Origin of the sequence: Pseudoclavibacter sp. 13-3 (assembly GCF_021168475.1) — a bacterium.
GTDB lineage: Bacteria > Actinomycetota > Actinomycetes > Actinomycetales > Microbacteriaceae > Pseudoclavibacter_A.
In genome coordinates this window covers 1-5,971 of sequence record NZ_JAJOZT010000008.1, presented here as the reverse complement: position 1 = coordinate 5,971, position 5,971 = coordinate 1, and the positions used below count along the sequence as shown (strand labels likewise).

The following is a 5,971-nucleotide window of genomic DNA, read 5'->3' as shown; positions in this document are numbered from 1 at the left end:
GCCAGTCCTGGTCGTGGTGGTTGTGTGGTTGGCGTGGTGTGTGGTTAACGACGGAAGGCCACCCCGTTTCGGGGTGGCCTTCCGTGAATGATGTTCCGGCGGTGTCCTACTCTCCCACACGGTCCCCCGTGCAGTACCATCGGCGCTGTGAGGCTTAGCTTCCGGGTTCGGGATGTGTCCGGGCGTTTCCCTCACGCTATGGCCGCCGTAACGGCTTCGATCACTATTCAATTCGTACTAACCCACAACACACCACACAAAGCGGGTGTTGCGGGGGTTCCCGGTCGTGGATCGGGAACCGCAGAGTGGACGCGTTCATCGTTACAGAAAGAATTCATGTGTGTTGTCAAGTTCTCGGACTATTAGTACCGGTCAGCTCCACACCTTGCGGTGCTTCCACGTCCGGCCTATCAACCCAGTGTTCTGCTGGGGTCCTCTCACCATGAATGGTATGGAAATCTCATCTTGAGGCCGGCTTCCCGCTTAGATGCTTTCAGCGGTTATCCATTCCCAACGTAGCCAACCAGCCATGCTCCTGGCGGAACAACTGGCACACCAGAGGTTGGTCCATCTCGGTCCTCTCGTACTAGAGACAGATCCTCTCAAATTTCCGACGCACGCAGCGGATAGGGACCGAACTGTCTCACGACGTTCTGAACCCAGCTCGCGTACCGCTTTAATGGGCGAACAGCCCAACCCTTGGGACCAACTCCAGCCCCAGGATGCGACGAGCCGACATCGAGGTGCCAAACCATGCCGTCGATATGGACTCTTGGGCAAGATCAGCCTGTTATCCCCGAGGTACCTTTTATCCGTTGAGCGACAGCGCTTCCACAAGCCACTGCCGGATCACTAGTCCCGACTTTCGTCCCTGCTTGAGATGTCTCTCTCACAGTCAAGCTCCCTTGTGCACTTACACTCGCCACCTGATTGCCAACCAGGTTGAGGGAACCTTTGGGCGCCTCCGTTACTCTTTGGGAGGCAACCGCCCCAGTTAAACTACCCATCAGGCACTGTCCCTGACCCGGATCACGGGCCGAGGTTAGATATCCAAAACAGTCAGAGTGGTATTTCACCAATGACTCCACGACCACTAGCGTGACCGCTTCAACGTCTCCCACCTATCCTACACAGACTGCACCGAATACCAATACCAAACTATAGTAAAGGTCACGGGGTCTTTCCGTCCTGCTGCGCGTAACGAGCATCTTTACTCGTAGTGCAATTTCGCCGAGTTCGTGGTTGAGACAGCTGGGAAGTCGTTACGCCATTCGTGCAGGTCGGAACTTACCCGACAAGGAATTTCGCTACCTTAGGATGGTTATAGTTACCACCGCCGTTTACTGGGGCTTAAATTCTAGGCTTCGCCGAAGCTAACCCTTCCTCTTAACCTTCCAGCACCGGGCAGGCGTCAGTCCGTATACATCGTCTTGCGACTTCGCACGGACCTGTGTTTTTGATAAACAGTCGCTTCCCACTGGTCTCTGCGGCCCGACAACGCTCACGAAGTAAATCCGATCACATCACCGGGCCCCCCTTCTCCCGAAGTTACGGGGGCATTTTGCCGAGTTCCTTAACCACGATTCTCTCGATCTCCTTAGTATTCTCTACCTGACCACCTGAGTCGGTTTGGGGTACGGGCAGCTAGAACCTCGCGTCGATGCTTTTCTCGGCAGCATAGGATCACCCACTTCGACCATACGGTCTCACCATCAGGTCTCAGCCGAATGAGGAGCGGATTTGCCAACTCCTCGGCCTACACCCTTAGACGGGGACAACCATCGCCCCGCGGAGGCTACCTTCCTGCGTCACACCAGAGATACGCTAGCCGCACCAGACAGGGTCGAGCGCTAGGCCTCTTTCCCACCCCGAAGGGCAAGCCAGAGGATTCGGGCTCTTAGCATCACTGGGTTGGCTCTGACGGTTCTTCGCCGGTACGGGAATATCAACCCGTTGTCCATCGACTACGCCTGTCGGCCTCGTCTTAGGTCCCGACTTACCCAGGGCGGATTAGCCTGGCCCTGGAACCCTTGGTCTTCCGGAGGACGGGTTTCTCACCCGTCATTCGCTACTCATGCCTGCATTCTCACTCGTGTGGCCTCCACCGCTGGGTCACCCCGCGGCTTCAACGCCCACACGACGCTCTCCTACCCATCCGTACGACTGGACCACGAAGGCCTGTCACAAATACGAATGCTACGACTTCGGCGGTGTGCTTGAGCCCCGCTACATTGTCCGCGCAGAATCACTTGACCAGTGAGCTATTACGCACTCTTTCAAGGGTGGCTGCTTCTAAGCCAACCTCCTGGTTGTCTATGCAACTCCACATCGTTTCCCACTTAGCACACGCTTAGGGGCCTTAGTCGGTAGTCTGGGTTGTTTCCCTCTCGACAATGAAGCTTATCCCCCACTGTCTCACTGCCATGCTCTCACTTACCGGCATTCGGAGTTTGGCTGACGTCAGTAACCCTGTGGGGCCCATTAGCCATCCAGTAGCTCTACCTCCGGTAAGAAACACATGACGCTGCACCTAAATGCATTTCGGAGAGAACCAGCTATCACGAAGTTTGATTGGCCTTTCACCCCTATCCACAGCTCATCCCCTCAGTTTTCAACCTAAGTGGGTTCGGTCCTCCACGCGGTCTTACCCGCGCTTCAACCTGGCCATGGATAGATCACTTCGCTTCGGGTTTAGAACATGCGACTCAAACGCCCTATTCAGACTCGCTTTCGCTACGGATCCCCCACACGGGTTAACCTCGCCACATATCACTAACTCGCAGGCTCATTCTTCAAAAGGCACGCCGTCACACCACAAGGGCGCTCCGACGGATTGTAGGCAAACGGTTTCAGGTACTATTTCACTCCCCTCCCGGGGTACTTTTCACCTTTCCCTCACGGTACTCGTCCGCTATCGGTCATCTGGAAGTATTTAGGCTTACCAGGTGGTCCTGGCAGATTCACACGGGATTTCACGGGCCCCGTGCTACTTGGGAAATCCTCCGGGCGATCACAACATTTCGTCTACGGGACTCGCACCCACTACGGTCGGCCATTCAAGACCATTCGACTATGCCATTCAACTACCCTCGCCGCTCAGCAGCGCGACAGGAGACTCCCACAACCCCGACCATGCAACACCTGCCGGCTATCACACATAATCGGTTTGGCCTCATCCGCTTTCGCTCGCCACTACTCACGGAATCACTAAAATTTGTTTTCTCTTCCTGTGGGTACTGAGATGTTTCACTTCCCCACGTTCCCTCTCACAGCCCTATACATTCAGACTGGAGTAACCAGGTCACAGCCCGGCTGGGTTCCCCCATTCGGAAATCCTCGGCTCAAAGCTCGTTTATCAGCTCCCCGAGGCATATCGCAGATTACCACGTCCTTCTTCGGCTCCAGATGCCAAGGCATCCACCGTTTGCCCTTCGAAACTTGACCACATAAGTAACGAACACAACAAAATCAATTCATCATGTTCACCAGTGTCATCAGTCCGAACCACCACAACACAAAGCCGCGATGGTGCAAACAAAATTGACTACAAATATCTATCCGACACACCCACCAAAAGGCGAGCGTGTCCGATGCTCGCGTCCACTATGCAGTTCTCAACCAACGACCAGCACCGCACCCCAACCAGCCACAAAGACCAGCCAGACCACGGCCCAGAAGGGCCAAAGCCCAAGGAAAACCGTCCAACCACCAAAAGCGGCCGACCCGATCCCCCAGGACCCAACAGTATGCACCCCACACCCAACACACCCAAACACTTTCCAAACCCTCCGAAGAAGACCGTACTCACACTCAAATGCACCAGACGCAGGCATGTCGATGATTCCACCCATGAGCAACCCACCAGCTCTCTTGGAAACACTGGCAGGCACTATCAACGAAACCAAACGGTTCCGAAAGCTCCTTAGAAAGGAGGTGATCCAGCCGCACCTTCCGGTACGGCTACCTTGTTACGACTTAGTCCCAATCACCAGTCCCACCTTCGACGGCTCCTCCCAAAAGGTTAGGCCACCGGCTTCGGGTGTTACCGACTTTCGTGACTTGACGGGCGGTGTGTACAAGGCCCGGGAACGTATTCACCGCAGCGTTGCTGATCTGCGATTACTAGCGACTCCGACTTCATGGGGTCGAGTTGCAGACCCCAATCCGAACTGAGACCGGCTTTCTGGGATTCGCTCCACCTCGCGGTATCGCAGCCCTTTGTACCGGCCATTGTAGCATGCGTGAAGCCCAAGACATAAGGGGCATGATGATTTGACGTCATCCCCACCTTCCTCCGTGTTGACCACGGCAGTCTCCCATGAGTTCCCACCATAACGTGCTGGCAACATAGGACAAGGGTTGCGCTCGTTGCGGGACTTAACCCAACATCTCACGACACGAGCTGACGACAACCATGCACCACCTGTATAGAGACCTTGCGGGGCGACCATCTCTGGCCGTTTCCTCTATATGTCAAGCCTTGGTAAGGTTCTTCGCGTTGCATCGAATTAATCCGCATGCTCCGCCGCTTGTGCGGGCCCCCGTCAATTCCTTTGAGTTTTAGCCTTGCGGCCGTACTCCCCAGGCGGGGTGCTTAATGCGTTAGCTACGACACGGAAACCGTGGAAAGGCCCCCACGTCTAGCACCCAACGTTTACGGCATGGACTACCAGGGTATCTAATCCTGTTCGCTCCCCATGCTTTCGCTCCTCAGCGTCAGTAACGGCCCAGAGACCTGCCTTCGCCATCGGTGTTCTTCCTGATATCTGCGCATTCCACCGCTACACCAGGAGTTCCAGTCTCCCCTACCGCACTCTAGTCTGCCCGTACCCACTGCAAGCCCGAGGTTGAGCCTCGGGATTTCACAGCAGACGCGACAAACCGCCTACGAGCTCTTTACGCCCAATAATTCCGGACAACGCTCGCGCCCTACGTATTACCGCGGCTGCTGGCACGTAGTTAGCCGGCGCTTTTTCTGCAGGTACCGTCACTCTCGCTTCTTCCCTGCTAAAAGAGGTTTACAACCCGAAGGCCGTCATCCCTCACGCGGCGTTGCTGCATCAGGCTTTCGCCCATTGTGCAATATTCCCCACTGCTGCCTCCCGTAGGAGTCTGGGCCGTGTCTCAGTCCCAATGTGGCCGGTCACCCTCTCAGGCCGGCTACCCGTCGTCGCCTTGGTAAGCCATTACCTCACCAACAAGCTGATAGGCCGCGAGTCCATCCCCAACCAAAAAATCTTTCCAACCGCTACAGATGCCTGTACGGTTCATATCCAGTATTAGCTACCGTTTCCAGCAGTTATCCCAGAGTCAGGGGCAGGTTACTCACGTGTTACTCACCCGTTCGCCACTAATCCACCGAAGCAAGCTCCAGCTTCATCGTTCGACTTGCATGTGTTAAGCACGCCGCCAGCGTTCGTCCTGAGCCAGGATCAAACTCTCCGAAGAAAATCTGACATGGCTCTAAAAACCACCACAAAAGTGATGGCATAAAACCAAAAGAAAACATGAACCACCAAAACCAAACGGTCTCGACAATCCAAATCAATTGGCATCGACATGTGCACACTGTTGAGTTCTCAAGGATCGGACGCAACCAACCATCACCACCCAAACCCGGGCGGCTACCTGCCGGCGCAACTTTTCCAGCTTACCACAACCACTCACCAAGTCAAACCAGAACCCCAGACAAAACCAGGAGAACCAGAAGACCAGAACGGCCGAGGCGCTTCACCATGTTACCAGACATTCACACAATGTCAACCCAGCAAAACCAGACCAACACCACAAACACCCAACAACACAGACACCCACCATACACCAAAACCAAACGGCCTTGACAACAAACAAATGAGCGGTCCCGCTTGAGGCCCAGAACCCAACAGATCCCAGCACCTTTGGGGTGACAAGAAGAAACAATACCCACACCCCACCAACCACCCAAAACCACCCACCACACCCGGGCGTGTCG

3 rRNA genes are annotated in these 5,971 nt (G+C 55.2%); all 3 read right to left on the bottom strand.

Annotated elements, in window-relative coordinates:
* Positions 1–93: 93 nt before the first annotated feature.
* A 5S ribosomal RNA gene (gene rrf, locus LRX77_RS10275) occupies positions 94–210 on the bottom strand.
* 132 nt (positions 211–342) lie between these two features.
* Positions 343–3,444: ribosomal RNA gene (locus tag LRX77_RS10270) — 23S ribosomal RNA — on the bottom strand.
* Between the two features lie 482 nt (positions 3,445–3,926).
* Positions 3,927–5,448, bottom strand: a 16S ribosomal RNA gene (locus tag LRX77_RS10265).
* Together the 16S, 23S and 5S rRNA genes form the textbook arrangement of a ribosomal RNA operon.
* Between the last annotated feature and the right edge of the window lie 523 nt (positions 5,449–5,971).